The organism is Nonomuraea sp. IBHARD001, assembly GCF_056106265.1.
The window spans coordinates 7,908,080-7,931,886 of record NZ_JBWBBW010000002.1 but is presented as its reverse complement, the minus strand read 5'-3'; the positions used below and the strand labels follow the sequence as shown (position 1 = coordinate 7,931,886).

The 23,807-nt window shown below is 71.2% G+C and carries 20 protein-coding genes; 10 read left to right on the top strand and 10 right to left on the bottom strand.

The window, feature by feature from the left end:
• Window positions 1–123 precede the first annotated feature (123 nt).
• Both ACTWNK_RS37660 and ACTWNK_RS37655 read left to right on the top strand, forming a co-directional pair.
• Window positions 124–3,405, top strand: a complete 3,282-nt coding sequence (locus ACTWNK_RS37660) for an ATP-dependent helicase (RefSeq protein WP_474309684.1) — start codon at window positions 124–126, stop codon at window positions 3,403–3,405.
• Between the two features lie 14 nt (window positions 3,406–3,419).
• Complete coding sequence (locus ACTWNK_RS37655; protein WP_474311115.1) at window positions 3,420–6,689, top strand: ATP-dependent helicase; 3,270 nt, start codon at window positions 3,420–3,422, stop codon at window positions 6,687–6,689.
• Here ACTWNK_RS37655 and ACTWNK_RS37650 read toward each other — a convergent pair.
• The 5 genes from ACTWNK_RS37650 to ACTWNK_RS37630 are packed head-to-tail and all read right to left on the bottom strand — an operon-like array spanning window position 6,686 to window position 12,371.
• On the bottom strand, window positions 6,686–7,039 hold the full coding sequence (locus ACTWNK_RS37650) for an HPF/RaiA family ribosome-associated protein (protein WP_474309683.1): 354 nt from the start codon (window positions 7,037–7,039) through the stop codon (window positions 6,686–6,688). The two genes, ACTWNK_RS37655 and ACTWNK_RS37650, sit on opposite strands and share 4 nt — an antisense overlap.
• Window positions 7,040–7,079: 40 nt before the next feature.
• Window positions 7,080–8,159, bottom strand: a complete 1,080-nt coding sequence (locus ACTWNK_RS37645; protein WP_474309682.1) for a type III PLP-dependent enzyme domain-containing protein — start codon at window positions 8,157–8,159, stop codon at window positions 7,080–7,082.
• Window positions 8,156–9,724 carry an IucA/IucC family protein gene (locus tag ACTWNK_RS37640; RefSeq protein WP_474309681.1) on the bottom strand — a complete coding sequence of 523 codons (1,569 nt, stop codon included), beginning with the start codon at window positions 9,722–9,724 and terminating at the stop codon, window positions 8,156–8,158. Before ACTWNK_RS37640 ends, ACTWNK_RS37645 begins: the two co-directional genes overlap by 4 nt.
• Before the next feature lie 2 nt (window positions 9,725–9,726).
• Window positions 9,727–11,232, bottom strand: a complete 1,506-nt coding sequence (locus ACTWNK_RS37635) for an IucA/IucC family protein (RefSeq protein ID WP_474309680.1) — start codon at window positions 11,230–11,232, stop codon at window positions 9,727–9,729.
• Window positions 11,229–12,371, bottom strand: coding sequence for a siderophore biosynthesis protein (locus ACTWNK_RS37630; RefSeq protein WP_474309679.1), 1,143 nt, complete (start codon window positions 12,369–12,371; stop codon window positions 11,229–11,231). The genes ACTWNK_RS37635 and ACTWNK_RS37630 overlap by 4 nt, the downstream gene beginning before the upstream one ends.
• Before the next feature lie 259 nt (window positions 12,372–12,630).
• On the opposite strand from ACTWNK_RS37630, the gene nudC reads away from it, so the two are divergent.
• The gene (gene nudC / locus ACTWNK_RS37625) at window positions 12,631–13,605 is read left to right on the top strand and encodes an NAD(+) diphosphatase (RefSeq protein ID WP_474309678.1); all 975 of its coding nucleotides are present in this window, start codon (window positions 12,631–12,633) and stop codon (window positions 13,603–13,605) included.
• Between the two features lie 26 nt (window positions 13,606–13,631).
• Here the strand turns inward: nudC and ACTWNK_RS37620 are convergent, their stop codons facing one another.
• Window positions 13,632–13,820: a hypothetical protein gene (locus tag ACTWNK_RS37620; protein ID WP_474309677.1), complete on the bottom strand. Its 189-nt coding sequence runs from the start codon at window positions 13,818–13,820 to the stop codon at window positions 13,632–13,634.
• 147 nt (window positions 13,821–13,967) lie between these two features.
• Between ACTWNK_RS37620 and ACTWNK_RS37615 the strand changes: the two genes are divergently transcribed.
• Complete coding sequence (locus ACTWNK_RS37615) at window positions 13,968–14,927, top strand: helix-turn-helix transcriptional regulator (protein ID WP_474309676.1); 960 nt, start codon at window positions 13,968–13,970, stop codon at window positions 14,925–14,927.
• Here the strand turns inward: ACTWNK_RS37615 and ACTWNK_RS37610 are convergent.
• Together ACTWNK_RS37610 and ACTWNK_RS37605 are read right to left on the bottom strand one after the other, a co-directional pair.
• Window positions 14,917–15,165, bottom strand: coding sequence for a mycoredoxin (locus ACTWNK_RS37610; RefSeq protein ID WP_474309675.1), 249 nt, complete (start codon window positions 15,163–15,165; stop codon window positions 14,917–14,919). The genes ACTWNK_RS37615 and ACTWNK_RS37610 overlap by 11 nt on opposite strands.
• Window positions 15,166–15,250: 85 nt before the next feature.
• Window positions 15,251–16,225, bottom strand: a complete 975-nt coding sequence (locus ACTWNK_RS37605; RefSeq protein WP_474309673.1) for an alpha/beta hydrolase — start codon at window positions 16,223–16,225, stop codon at window positions 15,251–15,253.
• A gap of 144 nt (window positions 16,226–16,369) precedes the next feature.
• On the opposite strand from ACTWNK_RS37605, the gene ACTWNK_RS37600 reads away from it, so the two are divergent.
• The 5 genes from ACTWNK_RS37600 to ACTWNK_RS37580 all read left to right on the top strand — a co-directional run bounded on the left by ACTWNK_RS37600 (window position 16,370) and on the right by ACTWNK_RS37580 (window position 20,424).
• A complete protein-coding gene (locus ACTWNK_RS37600; protein WP_474309672.1) occupies window positions 16,370–18,433 on the top strand; it encodes an ATP-dependent DNA helicase UvrD2 in 2,064 nt (687 codons plus the stop codon).
• Complete coding sequence (locus ACTWNK_RS37595) at window positions 18,430–19,302, top strand: acyl-CoA thioesterase (RefSeq protein WP_474309671.1); 873 nt, start codon at window positions 18,430–18,432, stop codon at window positions 19,300–19,302. Before ACTWNK_RS37600 ends, ACTWNK_RS37595 begins: the two co-directional genes overlap by 4 nt.
• A 146-nt stretch (window positions 19,303–19,448) precedes the next feature.
• Entirely contained in the window at window positions 19,449–19,778 is a 330-nt protein-coding gene (locus tag ACTWNK_RS37590; protein WP_474309670.1) for a hypothetical protein, read from the top strand.
• A gap of 132 nt (window positions 19,779–19,910) precedes the next feature.
• Window positions 19,911–20,180 carry a WhiB family transcriptional regulator gene (locus tag ACTWNK_RS37585; RefSeq protein ID WP_474309669.1) on the top strand — a complete coding sequence of 90 codons (270 nt, stop codon included), beginning with the start codon at window positions 19,911–19,913 and terminating at the stop codon, window positions 20,178–20,180.
• 46 nt (window positions 20,181–20,226) lie between these two features.
• Window positions 20,227–20,424 carry a hypothetical protein gene (locus tag ACTWNK_RS37580; protein WP_474309668.1) on the top strand — a complete coding sequence of 66 codons (198 nt, stop codon included), beginning with the start codon at window positions 20,227–20,229 and terminating at the stop codon, window positions 20,422–20,424.
• A gap of 164 nt (window positions 20,425–20,588) precedes the next feature.
• On the opposite strand, the gene ACTWNK_RS37575 is transcribed toward ACTWNK_RS37580, so the two are convergent.
• Together ACTWNK_RS37575 and ACTWNK_RS37570 are read right to left on the bottom strand one after the other, a co-directional pair.
• Window positions 20,589–21,998, bottom strand: a complete 1,410-nt coding sequence (locus tag ACTWNK_RS37575; RefSeq protein ID WP_474309667.1) for an ABC1 kinase family protein — start codon at window positions 21,996–21,998, stop codon at window positions 20,589–20,591.
• Window positions 21,999–22,091: 93 nt separating this feature from the next.
• Window positions 22,092–23,171 (bottom strand): hypothetical protein, encoded by a 1,080-nt coding sequence (locus ACTWNK_RS37570; protein ID WP_474311113.1) that lies wholly within the window; start codon window positions 23,169–23,171, stop codon window positions 22,092–22,094.
• On the opposite strand from ACTWNK_RS37570, the gene ACTWNK_RS37565 reads away from it, so the two are divergent.
• Window positions 23,058–23,669: a hypothetical protein gene (locus tag ACTWNK_RS37565; RefSeq protein WP_474311166.1), complete on the top strand. Its 612-nt coding sequence runs from the start codon at window positions 23,058–23,060 to the stop codon at window positions 23,667–23,669. The genes ACTWNK_RS37570 and ACTWNK_RS37565 overlap by 114 nt on opposite strands.
• Window positions 23,670–23,807 lie beyond the last annotated feature (138 nt).

Genomic DNA, 23,807 nt, shown 5'->3' with positions numbered 1-23,807 from the left:
CCAACCCCGCACCGGCGTGTCGCCAGGTATGGGGATATTTCCCCGGATAACGTTGGCCGATCAGGGTGGGACACCGGTCAACTCGGCACGATCTACCCCTGTGGTCTGGTGGAATCTAGGGTTGTGAGTGCTCAGACCTGGCAGTTGGTGCGGCGTGGAGGCGGTGGGCCGGTTGCGGCTCCTGTGCTCGACGAGGATCAGCGTGCCGTCGTCGCGCACGCGGGCGGGCCGCTGCTCGTCCTGGCCGGGCCCGGCACCGGCAAGACGACCACGCTGGTCGAGACCGTCGTCGACAGGATCGACGGCAGGGGAGTCGACCCCGAGCGCGTGCTCATCCTCACCTTCAGCCGCAAGGCCGCGGGCGAGCTGCGCCAGCGCATCACCGCCCGCATGCGCCGCACCACACGTACTCCTCTCGCCCTCACCTTCCACAGCTACGCCTACGCCCTGCTGCGCCGCGAGGCCGTACAGGCCGAGCTGCCCCCGCCGCGCCTGCTGACCGGGCCCGAGCAACTGCTGGAGATCAGGCGGCTGCTGCACGGCGAGCTGGAGGACGGCGCGCTCGACTGGCCCGAAGACCTGCGCGAGGCGCTCAAGACGCGGGGGTTCGCCGAGGAGCTGCGCGACTTCCTGGCCAGGTCGGGGGAGCGCGGGCTCGACAGCGCCAGGCTCGTCGAGCTCGGCGGCATGCGGGGCAGGCCGGACTGGGCGGCGGCCGGGCGGTTCGCACGGCGCTACCAGGCCAGGTTCGACCTCGACCCCGACCCCTCGCTCGACTACGCCGAGCTGATCAGGGCGGCGGTCGCCCTGCTGGCCGATCCCGAGACGCGCGGCCGGGAGCGCGCGGCCTACGACGCCGTCTTCGTCGACGAGTACCAGGACACCGACCCCGCCCAGGAGCTCCTGCTGCAGCAGCTGGCGGGCGAAGGGCGAGACCTGATCGTCGTGGGCGACCCCGACCAGTCGATCTACGGCTTCCGCGGCGCCGACGTCCAGGGCATCCTGCGCTTCCCCGAACGCTTCCGTACCAGGGATGGCCGAGACGCCCCCGTCGTCGCGCTGCGCACCTGCCGCCGCAGCGGCCAGACCCTGCTGGAGGCCTCACGCCGCCTGGCCGCCAGGCTGCCCGCCGCGCCGACGCCCGACGACGGCACACCGGGCCGGACCGCGCAGGCACAGGCGCAGGGACAGGTCAGGGCGCGTGGGCATCGCGACCTCGCGGCACTGCCCGACGTCGACGCCGGTGAGGTCAGGGTGCTGCTGGCCGACAGCACCAGCCAGGAGGCGGCCGTCGTCGCCGACGCCCTGCGCAGGGCGCATCTCATCGAGGGCGTGCCGTGGCACCGGATGGCCGTGCTCGTCCGCTCGGCGGCCAGGCAGGTCCCGCTGCTGCGCCGCGCCCTGGTGAGCGCCGGTGTCCCCGCGCTGGTGGCGGGCGACGAGGTCCCACTGGCCCAGGAGCCCGGCGTACGGCCGCTGCTCACGTTGTTGCGCGTGGCCCTGAACCCGGCCGGGCTCGACGAACCGGTCGTCGAGGAGCTGCTGACCGGCCCGCTCGGCGGCACCGACATGATCGGCGTCCGCCGCCTGCGCCGTGCCCTCCGCATCGCCGAGCACCAGGCGCTCCAGGCGGAGCAGGAGGCATCGGCCGAGCCCGACGACGAGCCTCGCGACGACGACACGCCGCGCCCGGAGCCCCGTTCCTCCGGCGAGCTGCTCGTCGCCGCCGTGCGCAACCCCAGTGAGCTCGTCCGCGTCGAGGACTACATCGCGCACCCGGCCCAGCGCCTGGCCAAACTCCTGCACGCCACCCGGGAGGCCGTCGCGGGCGGCGGCAGCGCCGAAGACGTCCTGTGGGCGACCTGGCAGGCCAGCGGCCTGGCCGAGCGGTGGAGCGAGACGAGCGTGCAGGGCGGCTCCAGGGGCGCGCAGGCCGACCGCGATCTCGACGCCGTCGTCGCCCTGTTCGACTACGCGGCCAGATTCGTCGACAGGATGCCCAAGGCCGGGCCGGAGGTGTTCCTCGAAGATCTCGCCGCCCAGGAGATCCCGGGCGACACCCTCGCCGACCGTGCCCCCGACGGCGACGCCGTGCGCATCCTCACCGCCCACCGCTCCAAGGGGCTGGAGTGGGACGTCGTGGTCGTGGCGGGCGTGCAGGAGGGGGTCTGGCCCGACCTGCGGCTGCGTGGGTCGATGCTCGGCATCTCGGAGATGGTGGAGCTGGCCGAGGGCATGCCGCTCGACCATGCCGAGGCGGCGACGGCGGCGCTGGCGTCCAAGCTGCTGGCCGAGGAGCGCAGGCTGTTCTATGTGGCCGCGACCAGGGCCAGGCGGCGTCTGGTGGTCACGGCGGTCGGCGGCGAGGACACCGACGAACGGCCCTCCAGGTTCCTGAGCGAGCTCGCGCCTGGCGCGGTCGAGGCGGCGAGCGCCGACGACCGGGCCCGATGGCTGACGATGTCGGCCCTGGTCGCCGACCTGCGCAGTGCGGTCACCGACCCGACGAAGCCGCAGGGCATGCGCAGGCAGGCGGCGACCCAGCTGGCCAGACTGGCCGCCTCCGGCGTGCGCGGCGCCCATCCCAGCGACTGGCACGCGCTCACCCCGATCACCGACGACCGCCCGCTGAGCTGGCCGGACGACGTGGTGCGCATCTCGCCGAGCGCCGTGGAGAGCTTCACCAAATGCGGCCTGCGCTGGCTGCTTGAGTCGGCCGTCGGCGCGGCGGGCACCAGCTCGGCCCAGGGGCTCGGCACCGTGATCCACGCGCTGGCCGTGCTCGCGGCGACCGGCATCCCGAGCGAGGAGACGCTGGGCAGGAGGCTCGACGACATCTGGGCCGAGCTGGACTTCGGCGGCGTGTGGTTCAACCGCAAGCAGCGTCAGGTCGCCGAGCAGATGATCACCAGGTTCGTCCGCTGGCATGCCGAGAATCCCAGACAGCTCGTCGCCCTGGAGGAGGCGTTCGTCCAGCAGGTGGGGGCCGACATCGAGATCAAGGGCCGGGTCGACCGGGTCGAGCGCGACGCCCTGGGCCGTGCGGTGATCATCGACCTCAAGACCGGTGGCACCAAACCGCCGCCCGCCGATCTCGAACGCCACCCGCAGCTCGGCGTCTACCAGCTCGCCGCCCTGCTCGGCGCCTTCGCCAGGCACGGGATGACCGAGCCGGGCGGCGCCGCGCTGGTCCAGCTGGGCAAGGCGGCGGGCAAGGACGCCAAGGAGCAGGGCCAGCGCGCGCTCGCCGACGACCCCGACCCGGGCTGGGCCAGACAGCTCGTGATCACCGTGGCCGACGGCATGCGACGGCCGAGCTTCCAGGCCAAGGTCAACGACGGCTGCCGCACGTGCGCGGTCAAGGGCAGCTGCCCGGTCAACGACGGAGGGGGCCAGGTGTGCTGACCCCCGACCGCGCGCTGCTCGACCCGGTCGAACTCGCGGAGAAGCTCGGCATCCTGCCGCCCACGAGCGAGCAGGCCGCCGTGATCCAGGCCCCCCTTGAGCCGATGGTGGTGATGGCGGGAGCCGGATCGGGCAAGAGCGAGACGATGGCGGGACGCGTCGTCTGGCTGGTCGCCAACGGCCTGGTCAGACCCGAACGGGTGCTCGGCCTGACCTTCACCCGCAAGGCCGCGGCCGAGCTCGCCCACCGCGTGCGCGAGCGGCTCAACGGCCTGGCCGAGGCCGGTCTGGTCGAGCCCGAGCTGCTGGACAACGAGCCCACCGTCTCGACGTACCACTCCTATGCCGCTCGCCTGGTGACCGACCACGCGTTGCGCGAGGCGCTGGAGCCGACGATGCGGCTGGTCAGCCCGGCGATCTCCTGGCAGCTCGCGGCGCGTGTGGTGGCGATGTACGACGGGCCGATGGACAGGGTCGAGCTCGGCCCGCCGTCGGTCACCGCAGCCCTGCTCGACCTCGCGGGCGAGCTGTCGGAGCACCTGCGCACCCCCGCCGACGTCCGCGAGATCGGCGCGTGGCTGAGCCGCAAGTACGGCGAGCTGCCCGGAAGGCCGATCAAGGCGCAGGAGCGCCCGCTGGTGGTCCAGCGTGCCCGCGAACAGCTGCTCCCGCTGGTGGAGGCCTACGAACGGCTCAAACGAGGCCGGGAGGTCATCGACTACGGCGACCAGATGTCGCTGGCCGCCCGCATCGCCGCCAAGCACCGCGACGTCGGCCAGATGGAGCGCGAGCGCTTCTCCGTCGTCCTGCTCGACGAGTACCAGGACACCAGCCATGCCCAGCTGGTCCTGCTGCGCAGCCTGTTCGCTGGCGGCCATCCGGTGACGGCCGTCGGCGACCCCTGCCAGTCGATCTACGGCTGGCGCGGGGCCTCGTCGGGCAACCTGCGCAGGTTCCCCGCCGACTTCCCCACGACGGGCGGCGAGCGGGCGCCGGTCAGGCAGCTGTCGGTCAGCTTCCGCAACGGCGACCGCGTGCTCGACGTGGCGGCCAGGGTGCAGCTCCCCCTGCGCATGGAGGCCCGCGAGGTGCCCGTCCTGGTCCCCGGCGCCAACCGCGTCGACAGGGGCAGGGTGCTGGCCGCCTTCCACCCCACGGCCGAGGACGAGGCCGCATGGGTGGCGGCCAGGATCGCCGAGCTCATCGGCACCGACGTCGCGCCCGATGGCCTGCCCTGGGGAGAGGGCGAACGCAAGAAGGCCAAGACGCCGCTCGTCCAGCCGAGCGACGTGGCGATCCTGGCCCGCAAGCGCTCGCAGTTCCCGGCCCTGCGCAGGGCGCTGGAGGAGCGCGACATCCCGGTCGAGGTCGTCGGGCTCGGCGGCCTGCTCACCGTGCCCGAGGTCAGCGACATCGTGGCCACGCTGCGCTGCCTGTACGACCCGACGGCGGGCGACGCGCTGGCCAGACTGCTGGGCAGCCCGCGCTGGCGCATCGCACCGGCCGACCTGCGGGTGCTCGGCGAGCACGCAAGGGAGCTCAACCGCGAGGCGCGCGAGGGCGCGAGCCGTACCTCCGACCCGCTCGACCAGGCGGTCGCCGACATGGCCGAGGAGCGGGGCAGCCTCGTCGACGCCCTCGACGAGCTGCCCGACAGGCAGGAGTGGCTCGACGCCTACTCGCCCCTGGCCAGGACGCGCCTGGTCGCCATGGCCCAGGAGTTGCGCCTGCTGCGCGCGCACACCGGCCAGCCGCTGCCCGACCTGATCACCGAGGTGGAGCGCAGGCTCGGCCTCGACATCGAGGTGGCGGCCAGGGGCAACGCCATGGGCGCCTTCGCCGCGCGTGCCGACCTCGACGCGTTCATCGACGCCGCCTCCAGGTTCGCCGGAGACGCCGAGGACCCCACGCTGGGCGCGTTCCTGGCCTATCTGAAGGCCGCGGAGAGCGAGGAGTTCGGCCTGGAGGCGGGCCGGGTCGGCGAGAGCAACAGCGTCAAGTTGATGACCGTGCACGCCTCCAAGGGCCTGGAGTGGCCGATCGTCGTGGTGCCCGGTATGTCGCAGCTGCTCAGTTCGTCGGGCGCGGTGGCCAAGGGCAGTGTGTTCCCGGCGACGCCGGTGGCCAGCAGCCGCTGGAGCGACAACCCGCGCAAGCTGCCCTACCCGCTGCGCGGCGACGCCGCCGACCTGCCGAGGCTCGGCGGGCTGTCGAAGCAGGAGCTCGGCGCGTTCGACGAGGCGTGCCGCGAGCGCGACCTGATGGAGGAGCGCAGGCTCGCCTACGTCGCGGTGACCAGGGCGCACTACCTGCTCATCGCCTCCGGGTATCGCTGGGGCACGGCGTCCAAGCCGCTGGAGCCCTCCGACTTCCTGCTGGAGATCCGCGACATGTGCGAACGGGTGAGCGTGTGGGCCGAGGACGTGCGCGAGGGCGAGCAGAACCCGCTGCTGGCCGAGCCCGCCGAGGCGAGCTGGCCGGTCGAGCCGGGCGGCCCGCGCTGGGAGGCGATCGAGGAGGGCGCCCAGCTCGTCGAGGACGCGCTGGCCGGGCGGTTCGAGCCGGTCGAGGAGGAGGCGCTGCGGGCGTTCGAGCACGAGCGCATGCGGGCCTGGGAGCGCGACACCGACCTGCTGCTGCGCGAGCGCGAAAGCCGCCGGATGGGGGCCGGTCGCACGGTCGAGCTGCCCTCGAAGCTGACGGTCTCGCAGCTGGTGACGCTGGCGGGCGACGCGCGTGAGCTGGCCCGCCGTATCCGCCGTCCGGTGCCCGTGCAGCCCGCGCCGCTGGCCCGCAGGGGCACCTCCTTCCACCGCTGGCTGGAGTCGCGCTGGGGCCAGCAACGGCTGCTCGAGGACGACGAGCTGCCCGGCGCGTACGACGACCCGGAGGAGCAGGACGAGCGCCTGTCGGAGTTGCAGGAGCGCTTCGAGGAGAGCGAGTGGGCGCTGCGTGAGCCGATCGACGTCGAGGTGCCGTTCGAGACGATGATCGCCGACCGGATGGTGCGAGGCCGGATGGACGCGGTCTTCGTCCTGCCCGACGGCACCTACGAGGTGGTCGACTGGAAGACGGGCAGGCCGCCGCGGGGCAAGGACGCCCGCGCGGCGGCGGTGCAGCTGGCCGCCTACCGGCTCGCGTGGGCCCATCTGGCGGGCGTGCCGGTCGAGCAGGTGGGAGCGGCCTTCCACTATGTCCGGATCAACCAGACCGTGCGGCCGGTCGACCTGATCGACGCCCAGGGGCTGGTCGACCTGATCGAGTCGGTGCCGTCCGCGCCCTAGTCGCGGATGGTGTCGCGCAGGTGCCTGTTGGACTGCGGGACGCGCTTGTCCTTCTCGTCGACCAGCTGGCGGATCATGTCCTCCCTGGCCTCGGTCAGCGCGGAGGTCAGGTCGGTCTCGGTGGAGGTGGCGACCAGCCGGTGCTGTCCCGCGACCTTGAGCTCGAACGTGACCCGCTGCTCGGCGGTGTCCCGGTCCTTGACGCTGAGCTCCATGTCGACCGAGTCGGGTGTGTACCTGCGCAGGTGCTTGCCGAGCGCGGCGAACCGCTCGACGATGCCCGCGCGTTCGGCCTCGGCGAACCCCGTGCCCAGTCGCAGGCGCTCGTCCACCACGTCATCGCTCTCCACAACATCCCCCTCTGTAGCCGATTGTCGACAATGTGTAACCCTATCGGCCGAGGTAGTGCATCGAGGGCTTCGGGTGCATGAGGAAGTCGTGGTGGGAGATGTTCCAGGCGTAGGCGCCCGCCATGGCGAAGACCAGCGTGTCGCCCACCCGCATCTCGGCGTCCGCCTCGCGGGCCAGCACGTCCTTGGGTGTGCACAACTGCCCGACGACCGTCACGGGCGAGCCGCTCAGCGCCGGGCCGTGGCCCGTAGGCAGCACCTCGAACGGCTGGTCGTGGCCCTTGGTGACCGGCGTGCGCAGGTGGTGGGTGCCGCCCGCGACGACGGCGTACGCGGCGCCGCGCACCCGCTTGACGTCCAGCACCCTGCTCACGTAGTAGCCGCAGTACGCCGTCAGCGCACGGCCAGGCTCCACGCGCACGACCTGGCCCGGCCCGCGCAGCCTCGCCAGGCCCTCGCCGTAGGCCCGCCAGTCGAAGCGCGCGGCGGGATCGGTGTAGGAGACGGCCATGCCGCCGCCGACGTTCACCTCCTCGTCGTGGTGCGACAGCACGACGGCCGCGATCCGCAGCAGGTCATCGGCCTGCAGCCCGCTGGCCAGATGGGCGTGCACCCCACGCGGCCGCACGCCGCCGCAGACCATGGCCAGACATTCGGCCAGCCCGGCCTCGTCCATGCCGAACGGCCCGCTCATCGCCAGCGCGGCCCCCTCGACCGGCAGTTCGAGGTTCAGCCTGAACAGCACCTCGGCCCCGACGCCCAGATCCAGCAGCCGCCTCAGCTCGCCCGGCGACTCCACGTGCACCCGATGGGCCGATGCCGCCAGGCGCAACTCCTCGTCGGTCTTGCCCGGCCCGCCGAACGCCAGCCTGGCCCCCGGCACGACCGAGCGCACATGCTCGAACTCACCGCCCGACGACACCTCGAACCCGTCGACGTGCGGTGCGAGACACCTGAGCAGCTCGGCATCGGGATTGGCCTTGGCCGCGTAGTACACCTCCACCCCGCCGAGCGCCGCCCGCACCCCGGCGGCATGCGCGTCCAGCGCCGCCAGGTCGTACACATAGGCGGGTACGGCGGGCAGCCGCAAGGCCGCTTCGCGGACCGCTTCGGTGATCATGCGAGCGGGTTGGCGATCGGCACGTAGCCCGCCGAGCGGTCGGCGCCTCTGGCCCACCTGACCGACAGGTTGGCCTTGGCCGGGAGCGGCGCGCCCGCCAGCAGGTCGCTGAGCGGCAGCGGCCATCCGGCCGACTCGGCGTAGCGCGCCAGCACCTCGCGCGCCCGCCGCCAGAGCACGCGCAGCAGCTCGTCGTCGCCGTCGGCCACCGTGGCCGCGATCTCGGTCAGATGGTTGACCAGCAGGCAGTACACCACCCGGGTCCAGCCGCGCTCGGCGTCGTAGGTCAGGCCTTCGGCGACACGCTCGGGCAGTGCGGACAGGTCGTGCCGCCCGGCGATGAGCTTGGTGCCCTCCATGTCCCTGAAGATCGCCTCGACCGGTGTGCCCGATCGGTCGAGGCCGATCAGCACGTTCTGCAGATGCGGTTCGAGCACGACGCCGTGGCCGAAGTACGCCTCCAGGACGGGTGGCGCGACCGCCGTCACATAGGCCGTCCACCAGGCCACAGGGTCGTTCCCTCCGGCGGGCCCGGCGGCCAGCGCCCCGGCCAGCACGGGCGTCACGCCGGGCGAACAGACCGCGAGCGGCCCGTTCCTGACGATCACGCCCAGCCCTTCGAGCAGCCGGGTGCCGAGCCCGGCCGAGCGGTAGCCGGGCTCGGACAGCCACCGGGTGCCGGGGAACCTCGCGGCCAGCGCGCCGAAGACGGGCCCGAGCCGCGCACTCAGCTCGACCGCGCCCGCGAGCTCGTACCAGGCGTTCTTGCGCACGCAGTTGGTGATCCGCACATCCAGGCTGAACTTCAGGCACACGCCCGCGGAGGGCACGTAGACCGTGCGCACCGACGAGGTCGGCGCCACCTGCCACGGACTGTCGCCCAGGTCGATCAGCCGATCGTCGAACGCCGGTCGCAGCAGCCCGAGCTGCCAGGGATGAGCCGGCAGCAGCGCGTACCCGCTGGGCGCGGCCCCCAGCCGGTCCAGCGCCCCCGGCTCGCCCTCCTCGGCCAGCACGTCACGCCGTACGGCCAGCAGTCTGAGCGGGAAGCCGGCATGCGCCTCGGGGGCGTGGGCCAGCCAGTCGGCGCCGCCCCTGGCCTTGGGACTCGGGTGGAACGGGTGGCCGAAGACCAGCGCCTGCTCGGAGGCGAGCCACGGGTCGGCAGGCGGGTCGGCCAGCGCCCGGGCGGCCAGGATCGCCTCGATGGCGTCCCTGCTCGCGGCCACCTGCCCGGCGAACTCGGTGTTGGCGGGCTCGCCGCCCGTGTCCGGGTGCGGCTGGTCGGACAGCTCGGCCTCGGCCAGGCCGACGAGCTCGCCCGCCGTCAGCTGCCGCCAGGCGCCGTGGTCGAGGCGTTCGACCTGGCCGTGGAAGCGCAGGGCGGCGCCGCCGTGCGTGCGGGCTCTGATCAGGGTGCCGCCCACGCGCAGGAGCAGGTGCGGAGCCGCGGGCCACACCTGACCGCGCGGCCCGGCCACCTCGCGTACGCAGCAGCGCAGCAGTGCGGCGAGTGTCGCCTCCTCGGCCAGCGCGGCCGGGGACTCCAGCAGCAGGCTCTCCATGATCAGGCGCTCCTCTGGTGAACGGGTCGGCAGGCGCAGGGGCGGCGCAGATAGTTGGGCCCACTGGTGCCGTAGTACTTGTTGACGTCGCGGGCGCCCGTGCGGGACTTGTCGACGAGGGTGCCCGCGGTGAGCATCGACTTGCCGACGAGCCTGGCGGCCTCCAGGGTCCTGGCCCGCAGCAGCCTGGCCATCGGGTGCTCGCCGTGCTCGGACAGCGCCGCGCCGAGCTCGGTGCGCAGCAGGTGCACGGCCCGGTCGGCGGGCAGCGCGGTGAAGGCGACCGCCGCCGCGGCCAGGTGCAGGGTGATCGTGACGAACACGTCGGCGAGCGCGTGCGGGTCGTCGCCGAGCATGCGGGCGTCGGCGAAGTCGGGCACGTGCGCCCCGGCCGCCGCGAGCCTGCTCGGCGAGGCGATCAGCCCGTCGTTGTCCTTGACCAGCAGCCTCATCGAGGAACCGGAGAAGACCAGCGACAGGTTCTGCTGATGGGCTTCGAGCGCGACGCCGTAACGGACGAAGAGGCGGACGTTCCAGCCGAGCAGCAGGCGTAGATAGGCGGTCAGCAGCGCCTCCCTGTCGCCGCCGAAGTGCCGTCTGGCCAGCTCGCCCAGCACGGTGCCCCCCGCGGGCCACGGTGCGCCCAGCGCGGCGACGGGCACGATCTCGCCCTCGGGCAGCGCGCGGCGCAGCCAGCCAAGGTACTCGTGGCCCGCGTGCGCGAAGGTCTGCTCACCGGCGAGCACGATGCCGGGGTCGAGCAGCGACGACAGCAGCCGTTCGGCCCTGGCGCCGTCCTCCAGCGTCGAGGGCTTGATCGAGCGGCGGTTGCGCAGCCCCAGCGTGCTGGTGGCCAGCGGCAGCTTCAGATGGGTACGCGCGTCGAGTTCGACCGTGCGCATCGACAACGTCGGACGCACGCTCGGCTCGTCCGCACGCGGTGGCAGCAGCCGCACGCCGGGCAGCCGTTCGACCTCGCCGACCGTCAGCGGGTGCACGGGGAACGGCTCGGCATGGCCCTCGACCTCGGCCCAGCGCAGGGCGAAGGCGGGCGCGAACTCCGGCGCGTAAAACTGCAGGTCGAGCTCCGACAGCCCCGGCCTGGCCCGCGAGGTCGGATAGACCGGATGGTCGACGAAGGCGGCGAGCGACTCGAACGGCCGCTCCTCGGCGGCCAGCCTGGTCAGCAGCCCCTCGCGTTGCGCGTCGTGCAGCCTGAGCGCGCTCAGCGCCGCCTCGCACTCGCCCGCGAAGGCCCGCACGCCCTCGGCGTCGGCCGGGTCCGCGATCGTGCGCAGTGTGTCGAGCACCTGCTCCAGGCGGAGCGGCTGGCCGGGTGCGACGACGAAGTCCTGGAACAGCGAGCCCGGCTTCAGCCGTACCCTCGTGCCGCCGGGCAGGGCCAGTGCCACGCCGTCCTTGCTGCGCGTCACCCGGCCGGCCAGGCCGCCGTAGTCCTCGCGCAGGAGCGCGTCCAGCACTCTGGTCGCAAGATACCGATCCCTCATGCGATCACCCACGGCCTGCTCCGCCTGAACTGCGTCACCGCCGCCTCCACCCCTGCCCGGTCGGGGCCGATCGCCCGGATCAGGCCGAGGTAGTCGCGGTTGGTATGAGTCTGCTCGATCCTGTCGCCCACCGCCCGGAGCGGCCGGTGCCACACCCGCACCTCGTCGCCCGGCGCGGGGGCCAGGTGGCCGGGTGCGGCGCTCACGGTGCCCGAGCGGTCGGCCACGAGGCTGACCGCACTGCCGTACCTGGGCACGGCGGTGTCGATCGGGGCGAGGCGCTCGCCCATGTGGGTCCTGAGGATGAGCTCGAACAGCGGCACGCCGAGTATCTCGGCCAGCAGGAAGTCGCAGTGGTCGCCGATCACCCGGTAGTTCGCCTCGACGATGCGCGGACCCTGCGCCGTCACGACGTACTCGGTGTGGCAGGCGCCGAGCCCGACGCCGAGCGCCCGGAGTGCGGCGAGGACGTGCTCGTGCGGGCCTTCGGGCGCCCAGTCCAGGCGCTCCTCGACGAAGTGCGGCAGGGGGCCGAGTGTGGTGGCGAACCCGCCGAGCACGTGCAGCCGTTCGCCGTCGCCGAGCGTCTCCAGCGTGCGCAGCGGCCCTTCCAGGTAGGCCTCGACGACCAGCGCCTCGCCCGGCCGCCTCGCCCTGAACGCGGCCACGGCGCCCGCCAGGTCCTCCTCGACGAGCACGACGTCCTCGCTGGCGACGCCTTCGCGCGGCTTGACGACCACAGGGTACGGCGGGTCGTCGGGCACGGGGTCGCCGGGCGCCAGGCGCAGTGAGTACACGCTCTCGACGCCCGCCTCGGCCAGTCTGATCCTGGTCAGCGCCTTGTTCTTGGCGGTCAGGCAGGCCCGCCAGTCCTTGCCAGGCAGGCCGAGGTAGGCGGCGGCCATGGCGGTCTCGGCCTGGAGGTGGTCGGAGTTGGTGAAGATCACGTCCGGGCGCGGCAGGCCCGCGACGGTGTCGATCAGCGCTCGCGGGTCGCGTACGTCGCAGCCGATCGCGTGCGGGTGCTCGCCGGGCCTGTCGGTGAGGATCGTGACCTCGAACCCGAGCGCGCGGGCAGCGGGCAGGAAACCGTCGGTCACCGAGTCTGTCGGTTTGAGCGCGGTCAGGTAGAGCCGCAACGGACACCCCCGGATCAGGTAAGGCTAACCTAACTCGGTAGATCCTAGTGTGACGGAGATGATCTCGCTGCCGCGATGGCGCAATGGCAGGAGAAGTCCGAGTCGGTCGCTCCTGCCGGGCCTCGTCGGGATCCGCCGTGATCAAGCCTACGTCGTGTCGCGTCAGCGCCGCCCGTGCCCGGCTTCCTGGTCATGTCCGGGTCAAGTGCTCATCTCGCCCAGGCATAAGATGGCTGCGGATCTGGGGAGGAAGTTGCGCGTGGAGCCGACGGCTGAAGAACAACTCCTGGGACCGCTGCTCCTCGCACGCGGCACGATCGACCGATCCTCGGCCCTGCGCGGCGACGCCGCCTGGATCGAGGCGGCGTGGGCCGCGCCGACGACGCGTGTGCTGCTGATCGACGGCGGCCAGACCCTGGTCAGGCGCACGGGTGACGGCATCGAGGCCGTGCTGTACACCCCTGAGCAGGCGCCCGAGGGCGAACGCTACCTGCTGGGCGTCGAGGGCGACGTCACCTACTTCGCGGTCGCCACCCCGCTGCCCGGCCTGCCGCGCGCCGACCTCGACGGCCGCATCGTCGCACCCGTCGACCTGCGCGACGTGGCCGAAGGCACACCGACGGCCGCCGGGCTGCGCCAGGTCGGCGCCCTGCTCGGCGACCGGGACGCCGGGCTCCTCGTCTACGCGGTGGCGCTGGAGGCCTGGCACACCACACACGAGTACTGTCCGCGCTGCGGCTCCCGCACTCGCGTCGAGTCGGGCGGCCACGTCCGCGTCTGCCCCGACGACGCCAGCCAGCACTTCCCCCGCGTCGACCCCGCCGTGATCATGCTCGTCCGCGACGAGGCCGACAGGGTCCTGCTGGCCAGGGGCCCGCAATGGCCTGAAGGCAGGCTGTCGGTCCTGGCCGGGTTCGTCGAGCCCGGCGAGTCGCTCGAACACGCGGTCATCCGCGAGGTGGCCGAAGAGGTGGGCGTCCCCGTCGTCGCCCCCCGCTACCTGGGCAGCCAGCCGTGGCCCTTCCCCCGCAGCCTGATGCTCGGCTTCTTCGCCACAGCCACCTCCACCACCCTCGACCTCGACCACGACGAGATCGCCGAAGCCCACTGGTTCACCCGAGGCGAACTCGCCCAGGCCCTCCGCTCCGGCGAGGTCAAACTCCCACCCCAGGTCTCCATCGCCAGAAGACTCGTCGAAACCTGGTACGGCGAACGCCTCACCGGAGACTGGTAGGACCCAGGCCCCCGAAGGGCATGCCGCTACCCCGACCGACGCAGGCGTCCTTCGGCACGGTCGATCCTGCGGCGTATCTCGGAGGCGTCCCTGCCACACACGAGGTTCTCCTTGTCGCCCAGCTCGACGACCCGCAGGGCGACGAAGCCGCCTCCGGCGCCGTCCATCACGATCCAGCCTTCGACCCTGAACGGCTGCGGGGATTCCCATTTCACGAGGGCGTCACTCCTGCGCCGTGAGAGGGGTGGGGGCGGACAGGCGTGGTGGGACTCACTTCTTGTGCGGTCACACCGCCGAGTTCATCGGCTGCGGAGGATGATGGGAGGTGCCAGGCCCACACCTGCGGTTGGAGGCCCACACCCATGCTGCCGATCGGCCCCCTGATCGCTCAGTTGAGGGCGGGGCTCGGACTGTCGCAGGCGCAGTTGGCCGGGCGGGTGAACGACGTCTCTGGGAAGGCGCTGACGCGCTGGGACGTGGCGCGGTGGGAGTCGGGCAGGCGTGTGCCGGTCGGGGACGTGCCCGCGTTGGCCGTGGTCCTGGGGGTGCCGGAGGCCGTGCTGGAGGAGGCGGCCGAGCAGGCGCGCAGGAGTCGCAGGCCGGACGCGGTGACCGCGGGCATGCTGGAGACGGTGCTGCTCTCCCATCGCAGGCTTGAGGACGTGGTCGGTTCGGCGGCGGTCCAGCCTGCCGCGCGGGCCCACCTGCAGCAGGCCGAAAGCGCACTCGCCGGAGCCCGAGGGGCGGCCCGTGACCGGCTGGCGTCCGTGGCGGCGTCCTCGGCCCACTTCTCCGGCTGGATCGCCTCCTACCTCGGCCAGTACGGCACGGCGAGCCGCCTCTACGACAAGGCGCTGCGCATCGCCTGGGAGGCGGTCGACGCCGACGCGGCGTCGACGGCCATGGCCGCCAGGGGTCTGGACGCGAACATGCGCGGCGACACCCCGGGGATGATCGCGGCCTCACGGGCGGCAAGGAAGCTGGCGGTGACCCCGGCGACCACCGCGATGGCCACCCAGCAGCAGGCCAGAGGCCACGCCTTGGCGGGGGAGGAGCGGAACGCCCTCCTGCTGATGGACGCCGCCGAGCGCCTCTACGACGCCACCGCGCACGCCCCGGACTCGGCGTACTTCTTCGGTCCGGCCTATCTGACGATGCAACGCGGCCTCGTGCTGCTCCACCTCGGCCGCTTCCAGGATGCGGCCGGCCTGATCGGGGAGGGCCTGAACGCCCTGCCGGAGGAGATCAGGCGAGCCGCATGGATGGACTGGTACCGCAACCTCAAGGCGGACGCCGAGGCCGGGAGGCGTCCTAGGAGTTGAGGAGGGTCTTGATCTCGATGACGCTGGGGTTCGTCCGGACGTGCTCGTTGCCGGAACGCGAGACCGCGACGACGGTCGGCACCGTCTGGTTGCCGTTGTTGACGCTCATCACGAACTCGGCGGCACCGGGGTTGGCCTCGATGTCGATCTCCCGGTAGGCGATGCCTTCGCGGGTGAGCTGGCTCTTCAGCCGCTTGCAGGGGCCGCACCAGGTGGTGGTGTAGACCGTGAGCGCCATGTCGGGAGGTCCCTTCGCAATCCAGGATCGGGCGCTCGGTGCAACAACATGAACAGAGCCCGAAATTCCCGATTTCCCGGCCTGATCAGCCCGTGCGGTCGGCGATCCACTTCTGCACGCGCTCGGCCACGCCCTGCTGCCGGTACAGCGGCGCGCTGTGGTCGCTGCCCGGCTGGGTGACGATGCTCATCGGCACGCCGACCTGGCCGAGCATGTCCTTGAGCAGCTCGCTCTGCGCCGGAGGCACGAACTCGTCCTGCGAGTGCACCGAAAGCATCGGCGCGTCCTTGCGGCTGGCGTGCCACGGCACTTCCATACTGGCCCAGATGCGGGCGCACTTGCCCTTGGGCTCGCAGCCGCCCGCGAGTTCGATGGCGGCCTCGCGGAGCTTGAACTTCTCCACGCTCCTGCTCTCGGCGCCGTCGGTGTAGGCGCGCAGCGGCGAGATCACGGGGGAGATGCCGACGACGCCCTTCATCCCGGAGATGCCGTCGCCGTACGTGCCGACCGAGGCGGCCAGGTGGCCACCGGCGGAGAAGCCGACGACCACGTAGTTGCCGGGGTCGAGCGACCAGCGCTCGGCGTGCCTGCGCGCGGTGGCGATGGCGTCGAGGGTGTCGGTGCGCTGCGCGGGCCAGGCGGCGTCGCCCGACAGGCGGTAGTTGATGTTGAAGACCGTGTAGCCGAGCTCGGCGTAGCTACGGGTGATCTCGGTCATGTACTTCTTGTCGCCGCTGGACCACCAGCCGCCGTGGATCAGGAAGACGCCCGGCCGTTTGGCTCCGTCGGGCGTCCACCAGACGTCCATGGCCTGGCGGCGGTGCGGGCCGTACGAGATGGTCTCGACCGCGATGCCGCCCAGGCCGTTGGAGTCGAGCTGCGGCAGCGAGGTGGGGGAGGGCGTCGGGGCCTTGGCCTTCGTCGCGGACTTGGCCTTGGGGGCGGTGGCGGTGATGCTCGTGCCGGACGCGGGTACGGTGGCGGTCGAGGCGCTCGCCAGCGCGGGCGCCAGAGCGACGGCTGCCAAGGTCAGAGCACCCAGCGTTACCGCAGCTCGCACGGCCCATCCTTTCCCCATGAAGTTTGGTCGGCCCCATTCTGGGGGAATTGACCGAGTTTCGCATCTCGACGCCCCGGCAAGAGGCGTCGGCCGCATGTTGCCAGAATGAAGCCGTGTCTCGCCACCGGCTGGAAGGATGAGGTAATGAGCAGCTTGGCGGTCGACGACGTTCTGGCCGGGCTCGACCCTGAGCAGCGCGAGGTTGCCGAGGCCGTGCGCGGCCCCGTCTGCGTGCTGGCGGGCGCGGGCACCGGCAAGACGAGGGCCATCACCCACCGCATCGCCCATGCCGTACGCAGTGGGGTCGTCGAGGCGTCGGGCGTGCTCGCGGTGACGTTCACCACACGGGCGGCGGGGGAGTTGCGCCAGCGGCTGCGCGCGCTCGGCGCGCCGGGTGTGCAGGCGCGCACGTTCCACGCCGCGGCGCTGCGCCAGCTCACCTACTTCTGGCCGCGCGTGATCGGCGGCTCGGCGCCCTCGGTGATCGAGTCCAAGCTGCCGCTGCTCGGCGAGGCCACCCGGCTGGTACGCAAGAGCCTGGACCGTTCGGAGTTGCGCGACGTCGCCTCCGAGATCGAATGGGCCAAGGTCACCCAGATCGGCCACGAGGACTATGAGGCGGCGGCGGCCAAGTTCGGCAGGACGCCGCCGATCCCGGCCGAGGAGGTCTCCCGGCTCTACGCCGCCTACGAGCAGATCCGCCGCGAGCGGCACATGGTGGACTTCGAGACCATCCTCGAACTGACCGCCGCGGTGATGACCGAGCACCGTGAGGTCGCCGCCCAGATCCGCCAGCAGTACCGCTACTTCGTCGTCGACGAGTACCAAGACGTCAACCCGCTGCAGAAGCTGCTGCTCGACACCTGGCTCGGCGGGCGCGACGACCTGTGCGTGGTCGGCGACCCCAACCAGACGATCTACTCCTTCACCGGCGCGACCCCGCGCTACCTGACCGGCTTCCAGCTCGAACATCCCGGCGCCGCCGTCGTCAGGCTGGTACGCGACTACCGCTCGACGCCGCAGGTGGTCCACCTCGCGAACATGGTCATGGCCAAGGCGCGCAGCCCGCACAGCCTGGAGCTCATCGCCCAGCGCCCCGACGGGCCGCGCCCGGCCTTCACCGAGTACGACGACGAGCCCCAGGAGGCGGCGGGCGTCGCCAGGGCCGTGCGCAAGCTGCTGGAGCAGGGCGTGCCCTCGCGCGAGATCGCCGTGCTGTTCCGGGTCAACGCGCAGTCGGAGATCTACGAGGAGGCGTTCACCAAGGCGGAGATCCCCTACCTGCTGCGCGGCGCCGACCGGTTCTTCGAACGGCCCGAGGTCAGGCAGGCGGTCGTCCTGCTGCGCGGGGCCGCGCGTTCGGTCTCGGGTGCGCCGCTGGCCGCCGAGGTGCATCACATCCTGGCCGGGATCGGCCTCACGCCGGTCGCGCCCGGCGGTGGCGGCAGGGCGCGCGAGAAGTGGGAGTCGCTCAAGGCGCTGGCCGATCTGGCCGAGGACGTGGCCTCCGAAGGCGGCGACCTTCCGGTGTTCGTCACGGAGCTCGAACGCCGGGCCACCGAGCAGCACGCCCCTCCCGTCGAAGGCGTCACCCTGGCCTCGCTGCATGCCGCCAAGGGCCTGGAGTGGGACGCCGTCTTCCTGGTCGGGCTGACCGAGGGCATGATGCCGATCATCTACGCCGAGACGCCCGAGCAGGTCGAGGAGGAGCGCAGGCTGCTCTATGTCGGCGTCACGCGCGCTCGCGTGCACCTCGGGCTGTCCTGGGCGCTGGCCAGGTCGCCCGGCGGGCGCAAGAGCCGCCGTTCCTCCCGCTTCCTCGACGGTCTGACCGGGCGTGCCACCCCCGCGCCCAAGAGCGCCGTGGCCGGTGGGCAGCGCCGTGCGGTCGCCGCGCCCGTGAGCTGCCGGGTGTGCGCCAAGACGCTGGTGGCCGCCACCGAGCAGAAGCTCGGCCGCTGCGCCTCCTGCCCGGCCCACTACGACGAGGCCCTGCTGGAGCGCCTGCGCACCTGGCGCACCGCCACCGCCAAAGAGGCCAAGATTCCGCCCTACGTCGTGTTCACCGACGTCACCCTGCAGGCCATCGCCGAGCGCGCCCCCGTCAGCGAGCAGGACCTGCTGTCGATCGCGGGCCTGGGCCGCGTCAAACTGGACCGGTACGGCGAGGCCGTGCTCGACATCTGCCGCGGAGGGGACCCCACGTGAACGAGGCGCTCAAGGAGTTGCTCGACCTGCTCGACCTGGAGCAGATCGAGCTCGACATCTTCAGGGGCCGCAGCCCCGAGGAGCGCATCCAGAGGGTGTTCGGCGGACAGGTGGCGGCCCAGGCACTCGTCGCCGCCGGGCGCACCGTTCCGTCCGAGCGGCACGTGCACTCGCTGCACGCCTACTTCATCCGGCCGGGCGATCCGTCCGTTCCCATCGTGTACAACGTCGAGCGGGTGCGTGACGGGCGTTCGTTCACCACGCGGCGGGTGGTGGCGATCCAGCACGGCAAGGCGATCTTCACCATGTCGGCCTCCTTCCATGTCGTCGAGGAGGGCGTCGAGCACCAGGCCGCCGTGCCGCCGGCCGTACCCGGGCCTGAGATGTTGCAGCCGTTCCAGGAGCGGATGCTGGGGCTGATCGGCGACGATCCGGAGTGGAAGGCGTGGTTGTCGCGGCCGCGTCCGGTCGACCTCAGGTACGCCTCGGCGCTGACGTGGGAGGCGAGCCAGGATCCGGCGCTGCGCAGCAATCTGAACAACGTCTGGCTGCGCTACGACGCCGAGCTGCCCGACGACCCGCTGCTGCACGTGGTGCTGGCCGCCTACGCCTCCGACTACACGCTTGTCGACACGGTGCTGCTGGCCAACGGGCTCGACTGGATCACCTCGAACCTGTCGGGGGCCTCGCTCGACCATGCCATGTGGTTCCACCGTCCCTTCAGGGCCGATGACTGGCTGCTCTATGCTCAGGAGTCGCCCTGGTCCGGAGGAGCGCGCGGGCTGGCTCGCGGGCAGATGTTCACACCGGCCGGGGATCTCGCGGTTTCCGTCGTGCAGGAGTGCATGATCCGCGTGACGAAGTCATAAAACTGCAGGTAGAAATTATGTTGCCCGTTCCGGAGTTCTCGGTTTAGGGTCATGGACAAGCAAGTCGGACAGTCCTGTCCGACCAGCCGGGTGGTTCCCGCCCGGCTGTCACTGGAATCGGAGGTGAGTCAGCTGTGGAGAGCAACATGATCATGTCGGTCGAGCAGGTGCTCGCCTCGGCATTCCGCAGCCGCGCTCTGACCGTTGCCGGGCCGATCTCGCTCCGTCAGGAGAAGTCTGCCCTCATCGCGATGACCACCGGCGCTTACGCCTTCCATGGTGCTCCGGCCGCCGCCGCCCTGCGTGGCAGCGCCCTGGCATTGCGTGGAGTCGAAGCAGCCGGCCCGGCCGTCCCGTTCGTGGATGCCGCGAAGGTCTTCTCCGTCGAGAGCGCCGTCAAGCCGAACCAGCAGCAGAGCACCACCGGTGGACTGCGTGGTCCGTATTCCTGGAGGCATGAACCGGTCATAACCTGACCGGCAACAGCCAGCCTTCAGGCCGCGGATCCGCATACAGGATCCGCGGCCTTCTTGTTTTCCCGCGACTCCTCGCCACCAAGAGGTACCCAACAGATCAATCAGATCAAGATCGACCAGAAGGAGACGCAGATGGGGGCGAAGACGATCATGGACCTGATCGACGAAGCCGAGATCCCCTGCCGTACCGACCCCGACCTGTGGTTCGCCGAGTCGCCCGAGGACGTCGAGTTCGCCAAGACGCTCTGTGGTGGCTGCCCGATCCAGAAGGCCTGCCTGGCCCGCGCGCTGGAGCGCGAGGAGCCGTGGGGCGTCTGGGGCGGCGAGCTCATCCTCAGGGGGATCGTTGTCCCCCGAAAGCGGCCCCGCGGGCGTCCCCGCAAGCACCCGGTCGCTGCCTGACCCCTTGTCCCTGTCCGCACCGCACCTCACAGAAAGACGAGACCCCATGAACGGCATCACCACCACGCGAGGCTTCGAGATGACGTATATGTTCCAGGAACTGGTCAACGACCGAATACAAACCCTCCACCGCGAGGCCGAACACCAACGCCTCATCAGCCGAGTACGCCGCCTGCAGCGCGCCCGCCGAGACGTCCAACGCGCCTCCACCCGCCTCCGCAAAGCCCTGGTCGACCTGACGTAGCTTTCGTCCGGCCACCCGGCTCCGGTCCTACCGCCGGCGGAGGACCGTATCCACACGATTAGAAACCGCCCACATCCCGACGGGGGTGTGGGCGGTTTCGTGTTGGGCGGGAGTGGGGGCGGGGCAGGTGTTGTGGTGTCGCTATCGCGTGGGGAGAGGCTCGCTCACCCCACGGGGAGAGAGCTTTCATCGGTGTCGGTGTCATTGCCGGGACTTGATCCGGGCGCCCCGGAACCGCCACTGGGATGGGTGTCGGCCTCGGCGCACGTGTGGCTGTGGGTGTGGCTGTTGGGGGCGTCGGCGAAGCCGGGGACCCAGCGGATGACCTCGTCGCGGAAGCGGGCTGTGGTACCGAGTTGGCACAGGACGCCGACGCCGGCCGCGTGGACCCGGTGGATCAGTACGTAAGAAGGCGGCAGGTTGAGCTGTCTGACGACGTTCGTAGGGCGGAGGTCGGTGACGCTGGCGGCCTGGGCCTGGAGCCATTCGCGGCTGAAGGTGAACTCCTCCACGGCGGTCGGCTCGACGTACGGCGCGAGGAAGCCGCGCAGCGCGTCGACGTCGACCTCGATGTGCGGCCGGATGAAGCCCTCGTCGCGCAGCCCGTCGACGACCGTCTGCATGTCGCCGTGGTTGAAGATACGGGTGAGCAGGCCGAACACCTTCGGGTACCCGTCGGGCAGCCGATTGACCGCCCCGAAGTCGAGCACGCCGAGACGCCCGTCGGGAGTCATCCGGAAGTTGCCCGGATGAGGATCGGCGTGCAGCATGCCGACCCGAGCGGGCGAGGCGAACAGGAAACGGACGAACAGCAGTCCGGCCCGGTCGCGCTCCTCCTTGGTCCCGTCGGTGATGATGCGCGAAAGCGGCGTGCCGTCCATCCACTCGGTAACCAGCACCTGCTCGTTGGCGGCGATGACGTCGGGCACCTGGAAGTCGGGATCGTCCTTGTACTCGAGCGCGAAGGCGTGCTGCGCCTCGGCCTCACGAAGGTAGTCGAGCTCCTCGACGATCCGCTCACGCAGCTCGGCGAGCACGGCCTTGATGTCCAGCCCCGGCAGCAATGCCCCGAACAGCTTGCCGAGCCGGGACAGCTGGTTGAAATCGCCGATCAGCGCCTTGCCGGCGCCCGGGTACTGGATCTTCACCGCCACGGCACGGCCGTCGTGCCACACGGCCTTGTGTACCTGACCGATGGACGCCGCGGCCGTCGGTTTGTCGTCGAAGGACTGGAAGTTCTCCCGCCAGTCGTCGCCGAGCTCTTCGGCCAGCACCTTGTACACGGTGGCGGTCGGCAGCGGAGGCGCGGCGTCCTGGAGCTTGGTCAGCGTCGCACGGTACGGCCCGGCTATCTCGGGCGGAAGGGCGGCCTCGAAGATCGACAGGGCTTGGCCGAGCTTCATCGCCCCGCCCTTGAGCTCGCCGAGCACCTTGAAGATCTGCTCGGCCGTACGCTGCTGAATCTCCTGGGCCACGAACTCTGCGGACTTGCCGCCGATGCGTTTGCCGATGCCCAGCGCGGTACGCCCGGCGAAACCGAGAGGAAGAGTCGCCAGTTTCGCGGAACGTGTCACGGCACGGCGTGGAAGATCACTCACCATGATGTGCGGTATCTCAGCCGAGATGCCGCTTCCCCCCTTCGCGGACGATCTTGCTGCTCTCGGTCGTCAGCTACTGCTACCCGATTCGACCATTGTGGGCGAACCGAACTTGTTTCGACTACAACTACATTCTGGGTGTCGCTCCCAAGAACGCCTTCTCCACTGCCAATCAGGCAATACATCTATTGTGCCGTTGGTCACAGGTGTGTTTCGACCATCGAGATGAGCAAGCGCATGGCTGGTCGCCTTGGCCGCCACCAGCGACGCGAGTACGGCATCGCAGGCGATCTCACTCACGGGATAGCCGCCAAGCCGCGCCGTGACAAGCGGCCACGCCGGATCCCGATCACTCCGAGCCAGGTCCAGGCACTGCACGCAGGCCGTCAAGCCCGGCTCAACGAGCGGCCCGACCAGCCCGTACCCTTCGAGCGCGGCCGCCACGAGATGCGGAACACCCAGCTCGACCAGCTCGTACGCGAGCAGCCCGTCGAGCGGCCCGACCGGCGAGAGGATCACCAGATCGGGCCGCTGCGACCCATCACCCAGGTACGTGCCACCCGCGACGACTCCCAAGGGGGAGTCCGAGGGCTCCTGGAATGTCGCGTCCTGTGCGGGTGTCGGCTGCCGGCCGGGCGCAGGGCCAGCAGCACTACTCGAATCCGGATCAGCACTCGAACCCGTGCTTGGGCGAGAAGCTGTGGAGCGAGTGCGAGCGGAACCAGGAGAGGCAGGACGGGTGGCACCGGGACGCGGTGCCTGAGTGCGAAGTGGAAGGCGGTCGGGCTGAGGGGCTTCTGATGGAAGCTCCTCGACAGGACGGCCTGCGGAGGCGGGACCTCGTGAGGTGGACACCTGGGCGGAGTATGGAGTGGAACGGCTGGAGTTCCTTCTGGGGGAAGAGGCTGGCTCGGTGGCTCTGGTAGTCCTGTCGGAGGGCGGTCGGGCAGGCTCTCCGGAAGGCGGAGCGAGGGCCTCCGGAGGTGGGGGACTGAGGAGGCGTCGGGCGGCCGTGGTGGCGGCTGTCTGGCGGGGTTGGCCGAGCTCGGACCAGGTCAGGCCGCCTGGGGTGAGGTCCTCCGGCCTGGTGAGGCCGAGGTCGAAGACACGGATCGTGCCTACGCCCGAGGCGGCGAGGAGGGCGACGATCTGGGCGCCGATTCGGCCTGCGCCGTAGACGCGGACCTGGGCGGCCCGGCGTCGGGCGAAGACGGAGAGCCCGGCGTCGGGAGCGACCGAGGACAACGCCAAGGCGTCGAGTTCGGGGCGGAGACGGTCGAGCTCGGCCAGGCTGAGCGAGGCGAGTGGTGTGCGCGGGGTCGAGGCGTCTTCGAGGATTCCCTGGGCGAACAGCAGGTTGATCAGATCGCGGGCGGACTTGGCGGTGAAATCGATCGCTGCGGCCGACTCCAGAGCTTGATCGAGGGTGAGGGTGCCGTCGAGGGAGTCAAGCCAATCGCGTACGACGGGGTCGAGGCTGGACAGCAGGACCGCGCGCTGGGGGTGCACGCCGTACTGCAGGGTGTGGTCGTCACGGCTGATACGGCGGAGCGCGGATTTCACTCGTGGCCTCATGACCGGCAAGGTTTCACGATTTCGAGAGGCCCGGGGCGGGGTTTCGCTCAGCTGTGGATAAGTCTCCCCTGAGGGACGAGCCTGTGGACAACCCGGCGCGAGGCGGGTGAGCGCAAGGCAACACAGCCCAGTACGAATGGCGCAGTGGAGCGGGGGCGAAGAAGGGGGGCGCAGGAGTGGAGGAGGGAGGGGAAGGGACGGATGGGGACA

Coding starts and splice junctions, on each gene's coding strand:
- ACTWNK_RS37585 (WP_474309669.1), top strand. CDS start 19,911: ATGGGGGCGAAGACGATCATGGACCTGATCGACGAAGCCGAGATCCCC.
- ACTWNK_RS37640 (WP_474309681.1), bottom strand. CDS start 9,724: ATGGAGAGCCTGCTGCTGGAGTCCCCGGCCGCGCTGGCCGAGGAGGCG.
- ACTWNK_RS37635 (WP_474309680.1), bottom strand. CDS start 11,232: ATGAGGGATCGGTATCTTGCGACCAGAGTGCTGGACGCGCTCCTGCGC.
- ACTWNK_RS37615 (WP_474309676.1), top strand. CDS start 13,968: ATGCTGCCGATCGGCCCCCTGATCGCTCAGTTGAGGGCGGGGCTCGGA.
- ACTWNK_RS37590 (WP_474309670.1), top strand. CDS start 19,449: ATGATCATGTCGGTCGAGCAGGTGCTCGCCTCGGCATTCCGCAGCCGC.
- ACTWNK_RS37610 (WP_474309675.1), bottom strand. CDS start 15,165: ATGGCGCTCACGGTCTACACCACCACCTGGTGCGGCCCCTGCAAGCGG.
- ACTWNK_RS37580 (WP_474309668.1), top strand. CDS start 20,227: ATGAACGGCATCACCACCACGCGAGGCTTCGAGATGACGTATATGTTC.
- ACTWNK_RS37600 (WP_474309672.1), top strand. CDS start 16,370: ATGAGCAGCTTGGCGGTCGACGACGTTCTGGCCGGGCTCGACCCTGAG.
- ACTWNK_RS37645 (WP_474309682.1), bottom strand. CDS start 8,159: ATGATCACCGAAGCGGTCCGCGAAGCGGCCTTGCGGCTGCCCGCCGTA.